Source organism: Aeromonas sp. Prich7-2 (assembly GCF_017939255.1).
Taxonomy (GTDB): domain Bacteria; phylum Pseudomonadota; class Gammaproteobacteria; order Enterobacterales; family Aeromonadaceae; genus Aeromonas; species Aeromonas caviae.
In genome coordinates, this window is record NZ_JAGKRI010000213.1 from 1 (window position 1) to 19,328 (window position 19,328).

The window sequence follows — 19,328 nt, forward strand, 5'->3', positions numbered from 1 at the left end:
GTGGCAGGAAATAACAGAGAAGTTGGAGTGGGCAATGGTGTATTTATCCAAAAACGGCAAAAAGAGTAGGCAGAGAAAATCCAAGCAAAACAACACGTTAGACGGTATTATTAATTCGCTTGCCGCTTAAGGTTCTGTACATGAGACTGGCATATGAAGACTCTGTATTTGTTAAAATGGAGTTGCCGGACAGAGTCATGGTAAAAGAGGGCGATATACTTATATGTGTCCGAAATGGTAGTCGGCAGCTTATTGGAAAGTGCGCGTTGATAGATAAAGACGCACAAGGCTTCGCATTCGGTGCATTTATGTCTGTGTATCGAACTGAAGCATCTGGTTTTGTTTTTTATCAATTTCAATCAGATGTTATTCAATTGCAAATCAATGAAACAATGGGCGCAACCATAAACCAGATTACCAACAGAGATCTGTCTGGTTTTAGAATAATGATACCTAATAGTAACCTTGAACAAACCGCCATTGCCAATGTGCTGTCGGATAGCGATGCGCTGATCGATGCGTTGGAGCAGCTGATCGCCAAGAAGCAGGCCATCAAGAGCGGCACCATGCAGCAACTGCTGACCGGCCGCACCCGCCTGCCCGCCTTCGCCCTGCGTCCCGATGGTACCCCCAAAGGCTATAAACCGAGCGAGCTGGGAGACATTCCGGAGGATTGGGAGGTTGTGTCACTAGGAGATATTTGTGGTTTATATCAGCCAGTGACAATTTCCGGTAGTCAACTAAAAGAATCAGGTTATCCGGTATACGGAGCCAATGGATTAATTGGGTTTTATGAAAAATATAATCATGAAGCATCTCAAGTAATAGTGACATGTCGCGGTTCAACCTGCGGAACAGTTAATTACACTGTAGCTAAATCTTGGATTACAGGTAATGCGATGGTTGTTGATGTTGATAAAAACAAAAATTTGGACAAAAACTTTACCTATTACATGCTTTCGCACCAAGACCTTACGGTCTGTGTCACTGGTTCCGGTCAGCCTCAGATAGTTCGTTCTCCTTTAGCCGCGTTCAAAGTAGTTCTTCCTGAAATAGAAGAGCAAACCGCCATCGCCACTATTTTATCCGATATGGATAACGAGCAGCAGGCATTGACCCAAAAGCTGGACAAGGCCCGTGCCCTCAAACAAGGCATGATGCAGCAACTGCTGACCGGCAAAATTCGCCTGCCACTGGCGGCGGGGGCATAGACGGGGACATAAGTGAAGCCCAGCCAGATGACCGCCTCTGCCGCGAGCCTGGCCACCGAGCCACCCTGCGCCGGATTTGCTTGACCGTTGCTTGACTGTTGCGTGACTGGGGCGGTTGTTAATTGGCGCGATAGATGTTTATCTATCTGAAAAGAAAGAGATACTTTTATTGTGAGTTGTTTGATGGCGTGCACAGCGGCCACCCGCATACGAAAAGCGGGTGGGGTCATCGTTGGCGTGTTTATCAAGCGCTGGGTATCGCAGGAGCTAGCCACCCATGGCCTATGACTATAGCCAGAGCCTGAATCCGCAGAAGGCGCTGATATTCCGGATCGTGCATCGGGATAACCTGGAATGGATCCTGACCCATGGTCTGTGGGCGGGGAATGGTCAGCAGCAAAACCCGCACTGGGTGCATATCGGGTTGCCGGAGCTGATTGCCAAGCGTGCGCGCCATCCGGTGCCGCTGGTGCCTTACGGCGTGTTGAATGACTATGTGCCCTTCTACTTCACGCCGTTTTCTCCCATGCTCAGCAATATTCACTCCGGGCGCGGTGTTCCCCGGCGTGAAAATGATGAAATCCTGATCCTGGTTTCCAGCCTGCATCGCATGGCTGAACTGGGGCTACCGTTTGTGTTTACCGATAGCCATGCCTATTACCAGTGGGCCAATTTCTATGCCGATCTTGGCGATCTGGGGCGGATTGACTGGCCACTGTTGCAGCGCCGTGATTTCAAGCGTGATGCGGAAGATTTGAGCAAGCTGGAGCGCTATCAGGCCGAGGCCTTGATCCATCAACATTGCCCCATCGAGGCGTTGCTGGGTGTGGTGTGTTACAACGAAGAGATAAAGAACCGCGTGGAACAATGCATGAATCGGGTCGGGGTCTCGCGCCCCGTCTATGTCCGTGATGGGTGGTATTTCAGATGATTCGATATACAACAGGCAACCTGCTGGATGCTCCGGTGGAAGCACTGGTGAATACCGTCAACACCGTCGGTGTCATGGGCAAGGGGATTGCCTTGATGTTCAAAGAGCGGTTCCCGGCCAATATGCGCGCCTATGCCGAGGCGTGCAAACAGGGTGATGTCGTCACCGGCAAGATGTTTATTACCCAGACGGGTGAGCTGCTGGGGCCGCGCTGGATCGTGAATTTTCCGACCAAACAGCACTGGCGCAATCCGGCACAGATGGCGTGGATCCAGGGCGGTTTGCAGGATCTGCGGGCCTGGTTACAGGCGCAGCAGGTCTCTTCGATTGCCATTCCGCCGCTGGGGGCTGGCAACGGTGGTCTGCCTTGGCCAGAGGTCAAACAGGCGATTGAAACGGCACTGGGCGATCTGGATATCGATATCCTGCTCTATGAGCCCAGTAGCCAATACCAAAATGTGGCCAAGCGCGGCGGGGTGGCGGAGCTGACTCCGGCTCGGGCCCTGATTGCTGAACTGGTACGTCGCTACTGGTTTTTAGGGATGGAGTGCAGCTTGCTGGAGATCCAGAAGCTGGCCTGGTTTCTGGCGCGGGTCATTGGCCGCAACCCGCTGGGGGATCCGCTGCAGTTGCAGTTTAAGGCCCATCGTTATGGCCCTTATGCCAACAATCTGACTCATCTGCTCAATGCGATGGACGGCAGTTATCTGCAGTCCGACAAGCGCATTCCGGATAGCAAGCCGTTTGATGTCATCTGGTTTAATGAGGCCAAAAAACAAGAGCTTGCCGTTTATCTCCAGACCGAGGCCAAAGCATTTTTACCGATACTGGAGCAGACGACCGCGTTAATCGATGGTTTTGAGTCGCCCTATGGCATGGAGTTATTGGCCACGGTCGATTGGTTGATAGCCGAAGAGGGCTGTGCGCCGACGGTGAGCGCGCTGCGAGAGGGGTTGCATCGCTGGCCAGCGGGAACCCCGTGGGGTGAGCGCAAGGCGCGGCTGTTTGACGATCGCAGTCTGCAGATCGCCTTGACCCGTTTGCAGCAGGGATTGGTGTAACGAAGTGGGTGTAACAAATAAGAGCGGCTGCGCGGTTGTCGCGGCGGCTTGAGAGAATAACAGGGATAGAGAGCATGATTTCAGTCGGCCAACGGGAGCGGGCAACCCAGAACCGCGTCATCAAGTTATTTCAAGCGGAGCTGGGCTATCGCTATCTGGGGGATTGGCATACACGGGAGAACAACCGTAATGTCGAGCCGGAACTGCTGACCGCTTGGCTGGTGGGGCGAGGAGTGGACGCGGCGCTGATCCCCAAGGTTCTCAGGCAACTGGATCGGGCGGCGAGCCTGGGCGAAGGGCGCATCCTCTATGACGCCAACAAGGAGGTCTATCGCCTGCTGCGTTATGGCGTGAAGGAAAAAGTAGGGGCAGGCGAGCAAAACCAGACCGTCTGGCTTGTTGACTGGACTAATCCGCAGGCCAACGACTTTGCCATTGCCGAAGAGGTCACGGTCAAAGGCGAGCATAAGAAACGGCCGGATCTGGTGCTCTATGTCAACGGCATTGCCCTTGGCGTCATTGAACTCAAGCGATCTACCGTCTCTGTCTCCGAAGGTATCCACCAGAACCTGGATAACCAGAAGAAGGATTTTATCCGTAACTTCTTCACCACCATGCAGCTGGTGATGGCGGGCAACGACACCCAAGGGGTGCGCTACGGCACTATCGAAACCCACGAGAAATACTATCTGGAGTGGAAAGAGCCAGCCGATCCAATCCATTCCGACCATGTCGATCTGCCGAGTGCCAATCTGCTGGACCAGCATCTGGCACAGTTGTGCAGTAAGGCGCGCTTTCTGGAGCTGATCCACGACTTTATCGTGTTTGATGCGGGCACCAAGAAAACCTGCCGCCATAACCAGTATTTCGGCATCCGTGCCGCCAAGGCATATATCCGCCGCCGGGATGGCGGCATCATCTGGCACACCCAAGGCAGCGGCAAGAGCCTGACCATGGTCTGGCTGGCCAAGTGGATCCGCGAAAATGTGACCGACAGCCGGGTGCTCATCATCACCGACCGCACTGAACTCGATGAGCAGATTGAGAAGGTATTCAGCGGGGTGGAGGAGGAGATCCTGCGCACCAAAAGCGGTGCCGATCTGGTGACCCGTTTGCATGCCCATAATCCCTGGCTGATCTGCTCCCTAGTGCATAAGTTCGGTCGCACGCCAGAAGGCGAGTCGGATGACGAAGATGATGGCAGCTCGGATGACTTTATTGCCGATATGCGCCGCAGCTTGCCCTCGGACTTCAGCCCCAAGGGCCAGCTGTTTGTGTTTGTCGATGAGTGCCACCGCACTCAGTCCGGCAAGCTGCATGGGGCTATGAAGAGCCTGTTGCCAGAGGCGCTGTTTATCGGTTTTACCGGCACACCGCTGATGAAGCAGGACAAAAAAAAGTCCATCGAGGTCTTTGGCCCCTACATTCACACCTACAAGTTCAACGAGGCGGTGAGTGATGGCGTGGTGCTGGATCTGCGCTACGAGGCGCGGGATATCGATCAGCGGGTCAAATCCCAGAAAAAAGTGGATGAGTGGTTCGATACCAAGACCAAGGATCTCTCGCGGCTGGGCAAGCAGCAGCTTAAACAGAAGTGGGCCTCAATGCAGAAGCTGCTCTCCAGTCGTTCGCGGCTGGAGCAGATAGTGGCCGATATTCTGCTCGACTTCGAGCGCAAGCCCCGGCTGGCCGATGGTCGTGGCAATGCCATGCTGGTCTGCGCCAGCGTCTATCAAGCCTGCAAAAGTTACGAGATGTTCAGCCAGGCCGGTTTTGCTGGCAAGTGCGCCATCGTCACCAGTTACCAACCCAATGCCAGCGAGATCAAGGGCGAGGAGACGGGCGAGGGGCTGACGGAGAAGCTGGCCAAGTACAACATCTATCGCAAGATGCTGGCCGACTATTTCGAGCAGCCGGAGGATGAGGCGGCTAAGCGGGTTGAAGAGTTTGAAAAACTGGTCAAGCAGCGTTTTATCAAAGAGCCGGGCCAGATGCGGCTACTCATCGTCGTGGATAAGCTGCTGACCGGTTTTGATGCCCCCTCTGCCACCTACCTCTATATCGACAAGAAGATGGCTGATCACAACCTGTTCCAAGCCATCTGTCGGGTGAATCGGCTGGATGGTGACGACAAGGAGTACGGCTACATCATCGATTACAAAGACCTGTTCAAGTCGCTGGAGAAGACGGTCAACGACTATACGGCCGAGGCCTTCGCGGGTTATGACAAGGAGGATGTGGCCGGGCTGCTCAAGGATCGACTGGCCCAGGCCAAAGAGGATCTGGATAACGCTCTGGAAGCCGTCCGTGCCTTGTGTGAGCCGGTGAAGGCGCCCAAGTCGCAACTCGATTATCAGCATTATTTCTGTTGTGAGCCGGGAGCCGATGAAGAGACGTTGAGCGAGAAAGAGGCATTGCGGCTGACCCTCTATCAGTTGGTGGCCAAGTTGATCCGCGCCTTTACCAATCTGGCGGGTGAGCTGGAGGAGGCGGGTTACAGCGCCTCGCAGGCCGCCTCGATCAAGCAGGAGGTCGAACACTTCGCCAAGGTCCGGGATGAGATCAAGCTGGCCAGTGGTGATCTGGTGGATATGAAGCAGTTCGAGCCGGGCATGCGCCAGATGCTGGATCTGTGGGTGGATGCCGACCCCAGCGAGACGCTGATGGACTTTGAGGAGCTGGGGCTGCTGGAGCTCATTATCCAGCGCGGCCCCGAGGCGCTGGATGGGTTGCCCAAGGAGATGCGCGACAATCAGGAGTCGATGGCCGAGGCGATTGAAAACAACGTGCGCCGGACCATCGTCGATGAGAACCCGGTCAACCCCAAATACTACGAGAGGATGTCGGTGCTGCTCGATGAGCTGATCGATCTGCGCCGCCAGCAGGCCATCTCCTATCAGGAGTATCTGGAAAAGGTCCGCGAGCTGGCCAAGCAGGTGAAATATCCACAGAGCCATAGCCAGAGCGCCTACCCAGAGAGCATAGACACGGCAGCCAAACGGGCACTCTATGACAATCTGGGCAAGGATGAGCTGCTGGTGGCCAGAATTGATACCGCCGTGCGTTATACCAAGAAGGCCGATTGGTATGGCGATCGCTTCAAGGAGCGGGAGATCGCGTTTGCCATTGCCGAAGAAACCAAGGGATACGATGTGACCGTTGCCGAGGTGATGGAGCTGGTGAAAGCGCAGCAGGAGTACCACTGATGCCCCTGATCACCATTGGTGAGCTCACGCTGGAGTTGCAGCATAAGGGGATCAAGAACCTGCACATCAATGTGCTGCCCCCTGATGGTCGCGTGCGCGTCTCGGCCCCGGCGTCGCTGTCGGAGACGGCCATCAGAATGGCAGTGGTCAGACGCTTGCCCTGGATCCGCCAACAACAGGCCCACTTTCAGGCGCAGCCACGTCAGAGCGAGCGCCAGATGTGCAGTGGCGAGACGCACTACCTTTGGGGACGGGGCTATCGATTGGAGGTGATCCTGGTTGAGGGTGCGCACAGCGTCAAGCTACAAGGGGGGTGGATCCGGATGCGGGTTCCCGCTCATTATGACGCCGCGAAGCGAGAAGCCTTGCTACTGGGCTGGTATCGCCAATTGCTGCGCCAGCGGTTGCCGATATTGATTGCCAAGTGGCAGGCCTTGCTCAACGTCACCCCTTCGTTTGTCGGTATCAAACGGATGAAGACCATGTGGGGGAGCTGCAAAACGGATACGGCCCGCATCTGGATTAACCTCGAACTAGTCAAGAAGCCCCCTGAATGCCTGGAATTTATTGTGGTTCATGAACTGGTGCATCTGTTAGAACGCAAACATAACCAGCGATTTATCACACTGATGGATACCCATCTGCCCAACTGGCGCGAGCATCGCGAGAAGCTCAACAAGATGCCGCTGGCGTTTAACCGGTGGGGGTATTAGGGAAAAGTAGTTAGGTAAGTTTGTGGTATGGTGCCGGCAAAACCAGATTGACGCGGCTCATCTGTTGAGCGGATTACTTTGTTTTTGTTCATTCGTTATCTCGACCTGGTCAAAACACTAGGTTAAAGACTGCCGGTTTTTTTCAAGAATCAGTTGAACATTTGGGATTAGACATGTGGGATTTACTTAAACACCTATGGCCTGACTTTAGCCAGATGCTGAATGGCACTACCAATGGGATCAGTGCGTGGTTCTGGTCATTCACATGCTTCATCTTTTTACTATCCCTGTTTTTTTTGATTAAGCACTACCTCAATTTCATTGAAAGAAACAAAGCATTGAGATCTTTGTTGGATGGGCAAAGTAGAGAAACATTGGCTTACTCTCGCCGTGAAATACTTCAGAGGGCTCAAAAGCTGAATGCCAACAATATTGGTCATCTCTGGCAGGAATTTGATGAAAGCCTTGTCTTATCTTCTGACAAGAAACAACTTTTCAACAGCATTGACGCGGAGCATTTTTTCAATGCAAAAACCTTGGCAACGGGCCTAACCGCCAGCCGTTTACTAGCAGCGACCCCCAGCTTTTTAGTGGCGATCGGGGTGCTCGGAACCTTTGTTGGATTAACCATTGGTCTAGAGGGGCTAGTGGGCAATACGGCAGAAATCGAGACCCTCAAGAGTGGTATCAATAAGCTCATCTCTGGCGCAGCAGTTGCATTTATGACCTCGGTCTGGGGGGTTGCTTTCAGTCTCCTGCTCAATCTGTGTGAAAAGCTGTTTGAACGCAAAGCGCTGAACGATATCCAAGACCTGCAAAACAGGATTGATTTCCTCTATCCAAGACTCCCTGCGGAACAATCTCTGGTGCATATCGCCGAGTACAGCAAAGAAAGTAAAGAAGCACTGCAGGAGCTGCACGAGCGGATCGGAGACCGACTGCAAGAAAGCATCAATGGCATGAGCGAAGCTATGCAAAATGCCCTCACTGACACACTTAATAATATCATGGGGCCGGCCATCCAAACCCTAGTTCATTCCACTAATCAACAATCAAGCCAGGTGATGGAAAACCTGGTAAGCAGCTTTATGGAGGGTATGAGCTCGGCAGGCAGAGTACAGGGTGAACAGCTCGAAAAAGTGGCCGCGGATGTCAATATCGCCGTCAGCAGCATGGGCGAACGTCTTGAACAGCTGTTTAGTAAATTAAGCTCTCAACAGACTAGCAGCCTGGATGCTCAGGATGAGCAGTCCAAACGTTTCCAGGAGCAGTTGCAACAACTGGCCAATTCGGCAGACGAACGACAAGGCCAGTTGGAGAGTCGATTTGGTAAGATGATGGGTGACTTGGCCCAGCAACATGAGCAACAGCAAACCACGTTACTGGAGCAGCAACAAAAAATGCTGGGCAGTCTGGGCACCGCGAGCCAACAGCAAATCGAGGCTATGACCTCGGCCGTACAGCAACAACAGAACACATTGCAGGATGCCGTTGGCAAACTGCTGGATAACTTAAGTCAACAAGGTGCTCAGGCGGATGTTCGCGAACAGATTCGTCAGGATAAATTCCAACAGCAGCTGACTGACGTAACACAACAGCAGCAAGCGTTGTTGACCGCCTTAGCCGACTCAGTGCAAGCCGGTCAACAACAAAGCCGCCAAATGGCGGAACAGCACCAGCAATTGCTGACTCGCTTGCAGCAAGTGACCGATTCCGCAGCCCAGAGCAGCAAGCATATGGACAGCAGTGCCAATCAGCTAGGCCTGCTCTCCACCAATGTCCGTTCTGCCGCCGATCTACTGGGGCAGCGCTTGGAACAAGTGACACAACAAATTGAGCAAGCCGGTAGCCAAAATGCTGCACTTACTGATCAACTCAAGCAACAAGCCGAAATGCTGGCCAGATTGCAAGATGGCTTGCTGATGGGAGCAGAACGTTTCGAACAGGCTGCCAGTGAGGCTCGCCATGGCTTTGTTGAGATGAAGCAAACGCAGCAACAATTCCTGACAGGGGTGAGAACCGAATTCAATGCCTTAGGCGAGACGTTGCGTTCCCAAGTTGAAGCCATCGAAAAACAGGCTGAACAGTGGCTGCAAAAATACGCCAGCGAAGTCAGCACCCAGGTTCATGAGCGTATGGATCAGTGGAACAAGGTTTCTCTGGAATATGCCACCAAGATGTATCACACGGCCGAAGCCATGAGCAGTGTGCTGGATGAGCTGGAGCAACGCTGATGCAATTTCGTAAAGCTCAAACCACCAACGTTGACGAAGAAAATCCCTACTGGATGTCCTTTTCCGACATCATGTCCGCCCTGCTCGTCATCTTTATTATGGCCTCGGTGATCCTGATCCTGCAGCTGATGGAGATCCAAAAAGAGCTGGAGCATAAACAAGCCAAGTTTGAAGAAGAGATTGTCGCGCTAAAACAAGCCGAGCAAGTACGCCGCACAATTCTTGACGAAGCAGTAGAGACCCTGCGCAAGCGCGGCATCAAGGTAGAGGTCAGCCAGAATCACACCGTCTTGAGCATTCCCAACGAACTGCTCGGCTTTGAAACTGGCGCCTTTGATATAAGTCCGACCTATCAATCTCGGGCCAGGGAAATAGGCGAAGTGCTTAACATGGTAATCTCTCGTGACAATCGAGTGGAGTTCCTAGATACCATCTTCATCGAAGGACATACCGACAACCGTCCCCTGCAGGGCTTTATGGGCAAGGGTAACTGGGGGCTGTCAACCTTCCGCGCCATTTCCCTCTGGCAGTTTTGGGAAAAATCACTCATCGGTGATGAACAACTATCCCGGCTGAAAAATAGAGATGGCCATCCCCTCTTTTCGGTCAGTGGCTATGGAGAAACACGGCCAGCGGTGTCTAATCAAGTGACGGAGACAGATTTTAAGCGTAATCGTCGCATCGACATTCGTTTTACCATCCGCAGACCAGACAGCGCACAGTACGAACAAGTGAAGGAACGGCTGCAGGAGGAACTTCAGCAATGAAGTTGCCCGAGGCCAAATCCATGGCAACCTCTTGGGGCCTACCCACGGTAAACGCCTGGACCGAACTCCAGACGAAGGCTTCCAGGATGGAAGGGACAGCAGGGCACAACGACGCCTTCAGCCAGATGCTGACCTTGCTGCGCAACATGGCCATATCAGGCCGGTTTGAGGCATTACCTGGATTGCTGAAGCGCCGACTCACTGCTCGTGCACTCAGTTGGTTTTGGCTTAGTGGCGACCAGTATGCCGAACGGCTGCTCAGCCCCCAACTCCTCTCCGCGCTGTTGCATGCCCAACAACCCAGGCTGACTCGAATAACACTTCAGCAACTGGTACAGCTCTACTTTCGCCAATTCGACTTGCTAGACCAACATGATGGCTTTCGTGCTCTGCTGGAACAGGCACTGCTGTCACAACTGGAGCAACTGCCAGAACCTCGTATTGCCACCCTGCGGCCGAACCCGCTCATTAGCCTAAAACAAGAAGGGCACAAACTCCTTGGACTGAACGGCCCACGTCAGCTCGCCGAACAGACGCTACAAGCAGGACGCGAGCTTGGTGCGACATTTAGCGAACTAGGCCTGCAAGGCCTAGATGATGGCCGCTATGGCGATATCTGTCGGGCTCACTTCTATCTCGAGACCTTGCGCACTTTGTCACTGGACGAATGGTCACCTGTGATGGATGAGCTACTTAAACCCTCGGTCAGCAAGGCTCCCTTTGAGGGGGACCGCTGTATCGGCCATGCCGCGCTGGAGATCCTGATCGACCGTACAGGCCAGGAGCCCAGCGATGCCTGGCAAACCTTCATCCTCAACCTGGCAGGCGATCCCCGCATATCCAGCGCCGCCACAAATTACCGTCAATGGTGGCAACCACTGGGCGAGGCACGGATTCAAAAGGTCAGAGGCTGGCTATCCAAAGAGGATCTTCGCCTCTTTTTGCAGGCCGTTGAGCAATATGGGATCCAGAGTCATAACGACGAATTACAGCGGATGTTTCCCGCCAGAAAGCTGTTTCTGGAGGGCTTGTTCAAACTCAAACTGATCCGTAATACCCGTCTGCTACTCGGTAACCGGGCCCAGCAAATCGTTAAAGGGATTTTGGGTAAGGAAGTAAAAACCAGCTTCGCTCCCATGGATGGGGCTATGAGCGATAAAGCGGTGATCTATCTGGACTGTGGCGATTTCTACCTGATTGAAGGTTCCCACAGTTTCAAAATTTGGGTCTATTTGGCGCCCCCAAGTGACATACTGACCACTTATGAGAAACGGATATTCAGCCACGCCGCACTGACATCCACCATTCCTGCTGGCTACCAAAAACGATATGGCAATCTTCCTCTCGCCAGCATCGTCCACACACCACACACTTGGCAGCACAAGGTCTTCACCTTCTTGGCAGACAACGGCATCGGTCTGGATATGGAGCAACTACTGAGCCGCCAGGACTACCAATACCAGCTTCGCCGCTTTGGCATCCCTGCAGTCAATCCCAAACGGACACCGGTGCCAACTCCCAGCCAGCCGACAGCCAAGTCATTTGTCGACACGATAACTCACCAGTCAGCTCTAACTAGTCTCAGTCCATCACCAGTAGATCAAGTCAGGGAGGCATCCCATCAGGCCAAGCTTTATGAAGAACCCCAGCAGCTCCCAGCGAATGCGTCACGTGCAGTGAACAAGTTATCAGCTGAGCAGCTTTCAAAGCTGAATGGCAGGTTCAAATACAAGAACAAACCCACTCCAGCAACACCCCATTCGGATGAAATAACCAGCGCTAACACTGTTGCGGAGCCTTCGCTCTCCGAACTCTGCCCCCGGGTTAGCCAGCTCAAACCGCTAGAGCTTAAGGTACTGCAATATTTTGCCAGCAATGCCGGTGACAGAGCTCGTCATGGCGCCAACGTCTTGGGCATGACAGTTCAAGAGATCAATCAACAGCTTTATGGGCCCCTTGGTACGCTCTGCTGGCAAAACAGCCAATATGGCTGGCACCTCACATCCGTAGCAGCCGCGGAATTAACCGCTTATGAAGAGCATCATAAAGGCCACTAAATGCGCTTAGTCGAATTCTTGCGATCTTTTATTGGCGACACGGACAGCGCCATCAACAACCAGTTAGGTTTTCACAGCCAACCTGACTCCAGCGGGTTGAATTTTTTCCTGCCAGCAAGTGAGCTCAAATCACTGCAAGTAGGACAGGGGAACACCCGGCAAAAGGTGCAACTCATCTGCCTCAACATGTTGGCCGAGCAGGGTGTGGCCGAGACCACTGCTAATGGTTTTCATATTGAGGCAGAAGACATCACTGGTATGGATGGCGAACAAGCCGAGATCCTGGACCTGCCGCCCCGCTTCCCCGGGCAATTTGTCTCCACGATTCACGGCCGAACCGGTAACAGCGGCTTTCGGGTAGCCATTACCGCCAGTATGCCTGAAGGGGAAACCCCCTTTACCCGCAAAGGGCCCTTTCTGTACTTGGGTAGCCAAGAATGCTATTGGCTGACGCCAGCAGAATTAATGGGACTGATGGCTTGGGAGCAACACGAGACCCTGACAGCCGAGCTGCGAGGCGAAACCGCTAACCTGCGACTGATGGCCGAGCTGCAAACGGCGGCACGAAGTGGTATGCGCATCGACCTTAGTCATTTTGAGCGCCTTGACGTAGTGGTGCCGGACAACATAGGTATCATAGCCACCCGCATGCCGGATGGTAGCCTGCAGCTTTGCCCCTGTCTGGGAGAGGGATCCACGCCAGATCAATTGCAGAAGCGATGGGCGCAGATAGATATGAGCGCTAATGGCGGCGTGTTGCGAATAGATAATCGCGTAGTACTGCTGGACGAACCCCGGTTGGCCGGGATCCGCAACGTACTGGCCAATACACGCATTCCTGCCGACAAGGTCAATGAGTTTATTGCCACCCCTACCGCTTTTTTGGATGCCGCCTTGGTTAATCTCGAGGTTGGTTTCTCCATTAGGGTCGCAGGTGTAGGCCGACTACAGTACATGGACTTTGGCGGGCTGGATACCAACCAAAACAATTGGTTTGCTCTTGACTCCCGTCCATCACCCCCGGAGGTACTCAGCGGACTTATTCAGTCGCCTGAGGAATTGCAACGTTTTGAAGATCTATTGCAAGCGGCACGAGCCCAAGGCGCCAGCACTCTGACTTTTGGTGAACAGACGATCGACATCACCAACGTCGATGTAGTGGAAAAACAAGTTACCGCCATCAAGCAACGTCTTGCCGGCCATTCTGGCCTCGACGATGAACCAGCAGATGAATCAGTCACACTTGAGACACCAGTAGACGAAGAAAAAGTCAAAGAGCGCGTTGCCGTCATTCTCAAGGAGGCGGATGCCATCCATACCACCTTGTTGAACAAGACCAATTTCGCCACCCTGCCAGCCTCACCTGACTGGTCACGCTATGCGCGCACGCCCTTCTCTCACCAGCAAGAAGGCATCGAATGGATGCTAAAACTGCTGAATGTGGCCTTGCATGAAGATCCCGAGGATCTCTACCGACTGCAAGGCGGCCTGCTGGCCGATGACATGGGGTTGGGCAAAACCTATATGACCTTGGTGACCATCGGTGAATACCTGCATCGTCAACGCAGCCTGGGCCAGGCAGAAAAGCCCATTCTGGTGGTGGCGCCACTGAGTCTGCTGGAGAACTGGGAAGATGAGGTCGCCAAGACCTATAACAGCGTGCCGTTTCGCGACCAGGTGGTGTTGCAAGCAGGTCGTGATCTAGGGAGGTTTCGGATCCGAGGTGCAGAAAGAGAGTCGGTACAGTTGGCCTCGCTGGCAGATGAAAGCGGCATGCTAGATGAACAAAGCATCCGCTATGCCCTGGCCATAGGCCCAGAGGCCGGGATCCATCGGCTGGACATGGACAGACGGCTAGTACTCACCACTTATCAAACCTTGCGGGACTACCAGTTTTCACTCTGCCGCATCGACTGGGGTATGGTGATCTTCGATGAAGCGCAAAACATCAAGAACCCCAATGCCTTACAGACCCGTGCAGCCAAAGGCCTCAAGGCTGACTTCAAGCTGCTGGCAACCGGAACCCCAGTGGAGAACAGCCTGGGAGATTTTTGGTGTTTGCTGGATACCGCCCAACCCGGGCTGCTCGGTAGCTGGCAACACTACCGGGACAGCTGGATAAAACCCATTCTGAATGCCGAAGAGCAAGAACGCGACCTGATCCGTATCCAAATCGGCGAGCAATTACGCCGCACCGTAGGTACCTTCATGTTACGCCGAGTCAAAGAGGAGCAGCTCAAGGGACTACCCAGCAAGACCATATGTAGTGGCGTACAGCAAGCAGATAGCCAGCTGCAACGCTATCACCCCGAATTGAGCCGCGTCATGAGCGGCTTACAGTTGCAGGCCTATGATGCCGTACTCGATGAGTATCGCAGTCGCCGGGCTAGTGACGAAAACATGCAAGGAGCGGCCCTGGCTGCACTCTCCCGGCTCAGAAGCATCTCATTGCATCCAAGGCTGGATGACGAAGCTGCGCTCTACAGTCAGGATGCCAAGCAGGCCCGTCAGTACATGCAGGAATCCGGCAAGCTCACCATTGTTCTGCAGCTACTGGAGCAGATCCGTAGCCAGAACGAAAAAGTCATTCTGTTTATGATGACCAAGCGGTTGCAGCGAGTACTCAAGCTCTGGCTGGATCAGATCTACGGCCTGGATATCGCCATCATCAATGGCGACACCAAGGCGGTGGCCAGTAAAGTCGAGGATCTGACGCGCAAGAAGCTGATCAGCCAGTTCGAGGCTCAAGCCGGTTTCAATGTGATAATCATGTCCCCTGTGGCTGCAGGGGTCGGTCTGACCGTGGTCAGTGCCAACCATGTGATCCACTTGGAGCGTCACTGGAACCCAGCCAAAGAGGCCCAGGCCTCAGACCGGGTCTACCGCATCGGCCAGCAAAAACCAGTGTTTATCCACTTGCCGACCCTGACTCACCCGCGATTTGATGCGTTCGATGTCCATCTGGATCGCCTGTTGCGCGGCAAGCTGATGCTGAAAGATGCAGTGGTCACCCCCGAAGCCGTCAGCGAAAGAGAAATGACAAGTGCCATGGGTCTGTAGTAATGGAGTGGGCCATCGCCATAGACGCCGCAGCGATCCAAAAATAGGGAGACCCTGTTTCGTTCGACAATTGCACGTGCGCCAAAACGTGGTTGAACTTGGGTGTGTAATCCCCAACTCCCTATGGTTCCCATTTTCTGTGTACTCCTAATGATGGTAAGTCGTAGTAGAGCTCACTGCTGACCATGCCTTCCTCCATGTGCTCCCTGACCGGCGTGGTAGTTACAAATTCCCTCGTTCTGCCAGCGACACCACACCCTCAGTACCGACGACCAGATGATCCAAAATCCGGATATCCACCAGTGCCAGGGCATTCTGTAGGCGCAGGGTGATCTCGATATCTGCCCGGCTGGGTTCCGGGTATCCCGACGGGTGGTTATGCACCAATATCAGGGCGGCAGCATTGTAGTGCAGTGCCCGCTTGACCACATCGCGGGCTCAGAGATCCCCTCATTTTTAGAGACTCAAATAATTCCAAGTGTGCGGGTATATAAGCGGTGTTGCTTCAGGTAGTAGATAAATTTATCCATCAACAAGACCGCATTGGCTTCTTTCATTTTAGGGAAGGTGCGAATAAGCGGGGAAATTCTTCTCGGCTGACTCAGTCATTTCATTTCTTCATGTTTGAGCCGATTTTTTCTCCCGTAAATGCCTTGAATCAGCCTATTTAGACCGTTTCTTCGCCATTTAAGGCGTTATTCCCAGTTTTTAGTGAGATCTCTCCCACTGACGTATCATCTGGTTCACCCGAAACAGGTTGGCCAGGGTGAATAACATCGCCAGTTGGTTATCGTTTTTCAGCAACCCCTTGTATCTGGCTTTCACGAAGCCGAACTGTCGCTTGATGATGCGAAACGGGTGCTCCACCTTGGCCCGGATGCTGGCTTTCATGTATTCGATGTTGATGGCCGTTTTGTTCTTGCGTGGATGCTGTTTCAAGGTTCTTACCTTGCTGGGGCGCTCGGCGATCAGCCAGTCCACATCCACCTCGGCCAGCTCCTCGCGCTGTGGCGCCCCTTGGTAGCCGGCATCGGCTGAGACAAATTGCTCCTCTCCATGCAGCAGATTACCCAGCTGATTGAGGTCATGCTCGTTGGCCGCGGTGGTGACTAGGCTGTGGGTCAGGCCACTCTTGGCATCGACACCAATGTGGGCCTTCATGCCAAAGTGCCACTGATTGCCTTTCTTGGTCTGATGCATCTGCGGATCGCGTTGCTGCTCTTTGTTCTTGGTCGAGCTGGGAGCCTCAATGATGGTGGCATCGACCAAGGTGCCTTGAGTCATCATGACGCCTGCTTCGGCCAGCCAGCGATTGATGGTCTTGAACAATTGGCGGGCCAGTTGATGCTGCTCCAGCAGGTGGCGGAAATTCATGATGGTGGTGCGGTCCGGCAAGGCGCTATCCAGGGATAACTGGGCAAACAGACGCATGGAGGCGATTTCGTACAGAGCATCTTCCATCGCGCCATCGCTCAGGTTGTACCAATGCTGCATGCAGTGAATGCGTAGCATGGTTTCCAGCGGATAGGGCCGTCGGCCATTGCCCGCCTTGGGATAAAACGGCTCGATGACTTCCACCATATTCTGCCATGGCAGAATCTGCTCCATGCGGGAGAGGAAAATCTCTTTTCGGGTCTGACGGCGCTTAGTGCTGAATTCACTATCGGCGAAGGTGAGTTGATGGCTCATGATGTCCCTCTGGGATGCGCTCCGGATGAACATGATGATCTCATATCAGGAACTTGTTCGCACCTTCCCTGTCTATCGCACATTTTTGCAAATCCCGTCGATTATTTATTTCCATATGAAACTGAAATCCGTAGCATAGTTTGACGAAAAGAACAGGCCATCAGGATGAAAATGGCCCGGGTAACAAGCCACCACCTGAAACGGATGTCAGCCTCTAGGAGCTGTAACCTAAGGGCGGTAGCGTGCCTGCGTCAGGCCACTCGTTCTGAAAAACCGAGCGTCCCGCCCCCCAACCATTACAGATCAGACAAAGGGCTACGTACCCCATTGGCGCCGTTTTGCAGCACATGGGTATAAATTTGTGTGGTTCGAACATCAGAATGGCCCAGTTGCTCCTGCACGGTTCGAATATCCGCCCCCCGCGCCAGCAAATGGGTGGCAAAGGAATGGCGCAAGGTATGACAGGTGACCGGTTTTCCCAGCTGCAACTGACGCGCCGTGGCACGAACCGCTTTTTGCAGGGTGGTTGGATCCAGATGATGTCGACGCAAGGCCCCATCGACAGGATCGCGACTCAGATGGGATGCCGGAAACAGGTAGTGCCAACCCAGCTCTTTGCTGGCGGCCGGATACTTGCGCGCCAATGCCGTCGGCAAGGCCACCCCGGCATACGCGTCGTTTAAGCAGTCCGTCATATAAAAGCGCTGGACGTAGGCAATTTGCTCCCGCAGGGCCGGAATGAGTTCCGAGGCCAGAGTCACACGCCTGTGCTTGCCCCCTTTGCCATTCCAGACCATCAGGCAGAGGTAGTTGAAGTCGATATCCTGCACCCGCAGGCGCATCACCTCCATCAGCCTGAGTCCGCTGCCATACATCAGTTGCGCCAAGAGACGAAGATGAACTGGCATAGCCAGCAACAAGGCTCGGACTTCACTTTGCGTCAAAACAGTTGGCAGTTTGGGAGGGCGCTGGCTGCGCGTAAATTTCATCTCGAGCTGCAGAGGCCGTAACAAGACAGTGCGATACAAGAAGACCAGCGCATTCAACGCCTGGGCCTGAGTCTTGACAGCCACATGGCGCTCGGTGACCAGATAGGACAAAAATTGCTGAACCTCCGCCTCACCCAGCTCGACCGGATGCTTCATCCGGGAAAAACGGATAAATGCCTTGATCCAGTGCAGATAGGCTTCAACGGTTGCCATCGCGTAACGCAGCATCAACATCTGCTCATAGATGCTTGCCAAAAACGGCGAATGAGGCTTGCGCATGAGTCACCTCCACATGTATATATAAACAGTATATACACGAGCAAGTCCCATTGCTGACTATGAAGAAACTTTCCGCATTTTTGCATAATCTATGCGGTACAAAAACATTGCCAAAGCGGGCTTTATCCGGGATTTTCAAGCTTCCGGTACATAGTCTCACACCAGACTATGACGACCCGATCCACCCCAAAATCACGGATAGATTCCGTACAATAAATTGTTATGTGCATGGAGGCAGTAATGAACATTGGTATCTATATTTACGATGAGGCCGAAGTTCTCGACTTTTCAGGTCCTTTCGAAGTTTTCAGTACAGCTAAACGATTAGGTGCAGGAAGTTGGAATGTATTTTTAGTCTCAGAAACCTTGGAACCAGTGAAAGCCAGAGGCGGTTTTACTGTTTTACCAGACTATTCGTTTCAGAATCACCCTCAAATTGACCTATTAATCGTTGTTGGCGGTGTCCATAGGAACGAAATGAATAAGTCCAATGTACTTCATTGGGTTGCATCAGTGGATAAGCACGCTAAACATATTGCATCAGTTTGTACCGGAGCATTCATATTAGCTAATGCCGGTTTGCTGAAAGGACTTGCTGTTACGACGCACTGGGAGGATATTCCTGAGCTGAAACAACGGTTTCCTGACTTAGTCGTTGTGGAAGATAAACGTTGGATAACAGCAAGCAAGTACACAACGTCGGGTGGTATATCTGCGGGCATTGATATGAGTTTGTTCTTGGTATCAAAGTTTCATAGTCAAAGCCATGCTGAATTGGTTGCTCATCAAATGGAGTACAACTGGCAAAAATGCACATAACAAACGCCTCAAGAGGGACTGTCAACGCGTGGCGTTTCCAGTCCCAATGAGTCGCGGTGGTTACGGTTGCTGTGTTTGAGTTTGGTTGTTATGCGTTGTCAGCCCCTTAGGCGGGCGTTTATATTTTTCGGAGAGTTTAGGTGCACGATTTCGTTGGTAAATGGCGCAGGGCTGACGCATCAGTGTTTATACTTTGAACAACCCCATACATTCGAACAAATATTGTTCATTCAGACAGCAGAGCCTGCGCTTGTTGGCCATGCTTAGATTACGTGATTTGTTTTGCTTCAGCATGTTCAGTATCCACTGCCT

The 19,328-nt window shown here is 53.1% G+C and carries 12 protein-coding genes and 2 pseudogenes; 10 read left to right on the forward strand and 4 right to left on the reverse strand.

Going from position 1 to position 19,328, the window contains the following annotated elements; translation table 11 throughout:
* Positions 1–140: 140 nt before the first annotated feature.
* From J9892_RS20705 to J9892_RS20745, 9 genes are all read left to right on the forward strand, one after another.
* Entirely contained in the window at positions 141–1,211 is a 1,071-nt protein-coding gene (locus J9892_RS20705; protein ID WP_210538856.1) for a restriction endonuclease subunit S, read from the forward strand.
* 277 nt (positions 1,212–1,488) lie between these two features.
* Positions 1,489–2,142: a DUF4433 domain-containing protein gene (locus J9892_RS20710; protein WP_210538857.1), complete on the forward strand. Its 654-nt coding sequence runs from the start codon at positions 1,489–1,491 to the stop codon at positions 2,140–2,142.
* Entirely contained in the window at positions 2,139–3,203 is a 1,065-nt protein-coding gene (locus J9892_RS20715; protein WP_210538859.1) for a macro domain-containing protein, read from the forward strand. Before J9892_RS20710 ends, J9892_RS20715 begins: the two co-directional genes overlap by 4 nt.
* 74 nt (positions 3,204–3,277) lie before the next feature.
* A complete protein-coding gene (locus tag J9892_RS20720) occupies positions 3,278–6,409 on the forward strand; it encodes an HsdR family type I site-specific deoxyribonuclease (RefSeq protein WP_171269280.1) in 3,132 nt (1,043 codons plus the stop codon).
* A complete protein-coding gene (locus J9892_RS20725; protein WP_103828955.1) occupies positions 6,409–7,122 on the forward strand; it encodes a SprT family zinc-dependent metalloprotease in 714 nt (237 codons plus the stop codon). The genes J9892_RS20720 and J9892_RS20725 overlap by 1 nt, the downstream gene beginning before the upstream one ends.
* A 173-nt stretch (positions 7,123–7,295) precedes the next feature.
* Positions 7,296–9,356 carry an anti-phage ZorAB system protein ZorA gene (gene zorA, locus J9892_RS20730; protein WP_043129789.1) on the forward strand — a complete coding sequence of 687 codons (2,061 nt, stop codon included), beginning with the start codon at positions 7,296–7,298 and terminating at the stop codon, positions 9,354–9,356.
* Positions 9,356–10,123, forward strand: a complete 768-nt coding sequence (locus tag J9892_RS20735) for an OmpA family protein (RefSeq protein ID WP_024941047.1) — start codon at positions 9,356–9,358, stop codon at positions 10,121–10,123. Before zorA ends, J9892_RS20735 begins: the two co-directional genes overlap by 1 nt.
* A complete protein-coding gene (locus J9892_RS20740) occupies positions 10,120–12,180 on the forward strand; it encodes an EH signature domain-containing protein (RefSeq protein WP_043129793.1) in 2,061 nt (686 codons plus the stop codon). Before J9892_RS20735 ends, J9892_RS20740 begins: the two co-directional genes overlap by 4 nt.
* Positions 12,181–15,240: a DEAD/DEAH box helicase gene (locus J9892_RS20745; RefSeq protein WP_043129796.1), complete on the forward strand. Its 3,060-nt coding sequence runs from the start codon at positions 12,181–12,183 to the stop codon at positions 15,238–15,240.
* Positions 15,241–15,462: 222 nt separating this feature from the next.
* Here the strand turns inward: J9892_RS20745 and J9892_RS20750 are convergent.
* The 3 genes and pseudogenes from J9892_RS20750 to J9892_RS20760 form a co-directional block, all read right to left on the reverse strand.
* Positions 15,463–15,675, reverse strand: a pseudogene (locus J9892_RS20750) (JAB domain-containing protein); the annotation flags it as partial.
* Between the two features lie 273 nt (positions 15,676–15,948).
* Positions 15,949–16,929 (reverse strand): IS5 family transposase, encoded by a 981-nt coding sequence (locus J9892_RS20755; protein ID WP_210538861.1) that lies wholly within the window; start codon positions 16,927–16,929, stop codon positions 15,949–15,951.
* A gap of 296 nt (positions 16,930–17,225) precedes the next feature.
* Positions 17,226–18,197: an integron integrase gene (locus J9892_RS20760; protein WP_024941042.1), complete on the reverse strand. Its 972-nt coding sequence runs from the start codon at positions 18,195–18,197 to the stop codon at positions 17,226–17,228.
* Between the two features lie 240 nt (positions 18,198–18,437).
* On the opposite strand from J9892_RS20760, the gene J9892_RS20765 reads away from it, so the two are divergent.
* Complete coding sequence (locus J9892_RS20765) at positions 18,438–19,016, forward strand: DJ-1/PfpI family protein (protein ID WP_001020574.1); 579 nt, start codon at positions 18,438–18,440, stop codon at positions 19,014–19,016.
* Positions 19,017–19,202: 186 nt separating this feature from the next.
* Here the strand turns inward: J9892_RS20765 and J9892_RS20770 are convergent.
* Positions 19,203–19,328: pseudogene (locus J9892_RS20770) on the reverse strand (ISAs1 family transposase); the annotation flags it as partial.

Coding starts and splice junctions, on each gene's coding strand:
- J9892_RS20705 (WP_210538856.1), top strand. CDS start 141: ATGAGACTGGCATATGAAGACTCTGTATTTGTTAAAATGGAGTTGCCG.
- J9892_RS20710 (WP_210538857.1), top strand. CDS start 1,489: ATGGCCTATGACTATAGCCAGAGCCTGAATCCGCAGAAGGCGCTGATA.
- J9892_RS20715 (WP_210538859.1), top strand. CDS start 2,139: ATGATTCGATATACAACAGGCAACCTGCTGGATGCTCCGGTGGAAGCA.
- J9892_RS20720 (WP_171269280.1), top strand. CDS start 3,278: ATGATTTCAGTCGGCCAACGGGAGCGGGCAACCCAGAACCGCGTCATC.
- J9892_RS20725 (WP_103828955.1), top strand. CDS start 6,409: ATGCCCCTGATCACCATTGGTGAGCTCACGCTGGAGTTGCAGCATAAG.
- zorA (WP_043129789.1), top strand. CDS start 7,296: ATGTGGGATTTACTTAAACACCTATGGCCTGACTTTAGCCAGATGCTG.
- J9892_RS20735 (WP_024941047.1), top strand. CDS start 9,356: ATGCAATTTCGTAAAGCTCAAACCACCAACGTTGACGAAGAAAATCCC.
- J9892_RS20740 (WP_043129793.1), top strand. CDS start 10,120: ATGAAGTTGCCCGAGGCCAAATCCATGGCAACCTCTTGGGGCCTACCC.
- J9892_RS20745 (WP_043129796.1), top strand. CDS start 12,181: ATGCGCTTAGTCGAATTCTTGCGATCTTTTATTGGCGACACGGACAGC.
- J9892_RS20755 (WP_210538861.1), bottom strand. CDS start 16,929: ATGAGCCATCAACTCACCTTCGCCGATAGTGAATTCAGCACTAAGCGC.
- J9892_RS20760 (WP_024941042.1), bottom strand. CDS start 18,197: ATGCGCAAGCCTCATTCGCCGTTTTTGGCAAGCATCTATGAGCAGATG.
- J9892_RS20765 (WP_001020574.1), top strand. CDS start 18,438: ATGAACATTGGTATCTATATTTACGATGAGGCCGAAGTTCTCGACTTT.